The sequence below is a fragment of the Mesorhizobium sp. M4A.F.Ca.ET.020.02.1.1 genome, from assembly GCF_004022645.1.
GTDB lineage: Bacteria > Pseudomonadota > Alphaproteobacteria > Rhizobiales > Rhizobiaceae > Mesorhizobium.
On the sequence record NZ_RZOI01001159.1, the window covers coordinates 1 to 1,104 of the forward strand.

Here is a 1,104-nt window from a genome sequence, read left to right on the forward strand (position 1 = left end):
CTGCGCATCTGACCAAGCCGGCGCGCTCGGCCGTCCTCCTCGGCACCGTCATCTCGGTGATCCAGAAGGCGCGTTCCCAGGTCGGCAAGGCACACTTCGTTCGTGAGGCAGTCGCGCCGAAAGCAGCGCCCGCGCCGGCCTTCACCGTTATTCACGGTCCGGCCACACCGGCGCCCCCCGCGCCGGAACCGGCGGCCGCGCCGAACGGTCCGATCGACATCCTCATCGCCGAGGACAATGACGTGAACCAGCTTGTCTTCGGCCAGATCCTAAATGGCCTCGGCCTCAGCTACCGCATCGCCGGCAACGGCCGCACAGCGGTGGAGATGTACAGGGCGCTGCGGCCAAGGCTGATCCTGATGGATGTCTCGATGCCAGAGATGAACGGCTACGAGGCGACCGGCGCCATCCGTCAGATCGAACGGCAGAACGGCAGCCACACGCCGATCATCGGCGTCACCGCCCACGCGCTGAAGGGCGACCGCGAGAAATGCATCGAGGCCGGCATGGACGATTATCTGGCGAAGCCGATCTCGCCCGACCGCCTTGGCAGCAAGATCGGCACCTGGCTCAGCGAGACGGTCGCGGTGAAGACAGCGTGAGGCGCGACCGAGCCCGTTGTCCTACAACTGGAACTTGGCTTTTGTCCGCTCGGCGCATGGGCCGGCCTTGATGGCGACGGACGGCTTGCCGTCCTGCCAGCTGGTCTCGAAGGAGAAGCCTTGCGCATGATCCTGCAGCGCCTCGGGCAGCATTTCCAGGAAGGCGTCCATCGGCACATGCAGGAAGGGCTTGGCCGTTGTTGCCTGCAATGCCCTGGCGATCGAGCTCTTGCCGGCGCTGCCGACCTCATTCAGCGGGACGATCCTGGCTGTCATCTGCGAACGCCCTCCCGCCATCCCGTCAACGGTTGCGCACCACCAGGCAAGCGCCGCCGACGCCGTGCAGTTTCTGGCAGATGCCATTGGCCTCGCCGCGGCTGTCGGCGCCGATTCGAACCGCATAGATGCCGCGCCGGCCGATCGGCGTGCGCACACGGCTGACCACCGGATCGTGATTGGAAAGCAGCGCCGGGAAGCGGCTCCTGACCCTCAGCCACTGGCT

Annotated in this window: 3 protein-coding genes; 1 reads left to right on the forward strand and 2 read right to left on the reverse strand. The window is 66.4% G+C overall.

Going from position 1 to position 1,104, the window contains the following annotated elements; all coding sequences use genetic code 11:
• On the forward strand, positions 1-602 hold a 602-nt coding region (locus EN742_RS35670; protein WP_148670558.1), incomplete at its 5' end, for a response regulator.
• A gap of 21 nt (positions 603-623) precedes the next feature.
• On the opposite strand, the gene EN742_RS35675 is transcribed toward EN742_RS35670, so the two are convergent.
• Both EN742_RS35675 and EN742_RS35680 read right to left on the reverse strand, forming a co-directional pair.
• Positions 624-878: a hypothetical protein gene (locus tag EN742_RS35675; protein WP_245455352.1), complete on the reverse strand. Its 255-nt coding sequence runs from the start codon at positions 876-878 to the stop codon at positions 624-626.
• A gap of 25 nt (positions 879-903) precedes the next feature.
• Positions 904-1,104, reverse strand: a 201-nt coding sequence (locus EN742_RS35680) for an SPOR domain-containing protein (protein ID WP_148670559.1), incomplete at its 5' end; no start/stop codon positions are given.